We start from the raw sequence: 1,562 nt of genomic DNA on the forward strand, positions 1-1,562 counted from the left end.
TGCGGATGTTTTCCTGGACTGTTATGTTGTGATCCCAAGATGCTGCCGGTACTTCACCGGACTCATTGCACCTAATGATAGCTTGATACGTTTCTCGTTATACCAGCGTATGTACCTGTCCAGGAAGCAGATAAATTTTTCCAGCGTGATACCAGTCCAGTTTCTGCCATAGAACATTTCGTTTTTGATACGCCCAAAGAAGCCTTCACACGCAGCATTATCCGACGAGCATCCTTTGCGCGACATGGACCTTATAAGTCCGGAGGTGTTGATACGATCGAGCCAGCCCGGCCACCGGTAATGGCCACCACGATCGCTGTGTATTACCGGTTTATCATGTTCGTTGAGCGTATCGAGTGCTTCATCGAGCATCGTATTCACCAGCGTCGCGTCCGGGCGTGTTCCTATCGACCAGCTTACAACCTGGCCATCAAAGCAGTCGATAACCGGCGACAGATAGACTTTTCCAGCCGGAAGCTGGAACTCCGTAATATCGGTCAGCCACTTCTCATTTGGCCTGCAGGAACTAAAATCCCGGGCGAGTAAATTTTCCGGTGCCGGGCCGATTTCGCCACAGTAAGAGTTGTATCGTCGTCGCCTGGTGCGCTTAACAACGAGCTGCTCTTCTGCCATCAGTCTGCGGACAACCTTTTCAGAAATAACCCTGTTGTTACCGCGAAGCATCGCGTGAAGGCGCCGGTAGCCGTAACAGCGGTAATTCTCCTCAAAGATATCGGCCATGATCACGCGTATTTCCGCATACTTATCGCACTGACGTTTGCTGGCTTTGTGGTAAAAATAACAGCTGCGGGCAAGTTGCAGAACGCTTAGCAACTCAGCAACGGGGTACTTTTTCTTAAGGGCATCAACTATCAGGGTTTTCTCCCTGTTTTTCAGTGTCAGAAAGCTGATGCCCAGATCTTTTTTTATCAGTTCATTCGCCTTTGTCAGTATGTCACGTTCGAGCTGCAGCTGATGAACCTGCTGCCTGAGTCGCTGGATTTCACCGAGTAAAGCATCCTGATTTTTATCTTGAGGGGCTGCCTTTCGTTTGCGCATGGATTGATAAGCCTCGTCACTGATAAGGTCTTTCTTCCATTTGTACAGGACCGGGACGCTGACGCCTATGCTTTGTGCAACTTTACGCGCGGTTCCACGTCGGTTACAGAGCTCCCGGACGGCCTGAGACCTCTCTTCCGGGCTGAAGCATTTGCTTGTGCCTGAGCGAATGACCAGGGGACGCGCATTTGGGTAAAACTCTTCAATCCAGCGCTTTAGAATTTCGTTACTGGGGTAGCCGATGGCTCGGCGAGTGTACGACAGGCAACCACCGTGAGTAAGATAATGCTCAACAGCAGCAATTTTCTGTGTACGTGAATAGCGTTCTCTTGGTTTTAATTCCCTGGGTAAATCGCCCTTCTCTTCATAAATCCGAACCCAACGGCCCAGCTGTTTTGTGGAAGGATATCCCAACTCCATGACGACAACGGAGGCTTTCTTTCCGTACCGGTAATAGAGTTCGACGGCCCGGATCCGGTCCTCGTATGAATGCATAAATTAAC

1 protein-coding gene is annotated in these 1,562 nt (G+C 50.1%); it reads right to left on the reverse strand.

The annotated features are described in order from the left end of the window. Positions 1–21: 21 nt before the first annotated feature. Complete coding sequence (locus HMPREF3140_RS02435) at positions 22–1,554, reverse strand: IS3 family transposase (protein WP_070552840.1); 1,533 nt, start codon at positions 1,552–1,554, stop codon at positions 22–24. Positions 1,555–1,562 lie beyond the last annotated feature (8 nt).

Source organism: Klebsiella sp. HMSC16A12, assembly GCF_001808265.1.
Taxonomy (GTDB): domain Bacteria; phylum Pseudomonadota; class Gammaproteobacteria; order Enterobacterales; family Enterobacteriaceae; genus Klebsiella; species Klebsiella pneumoniae.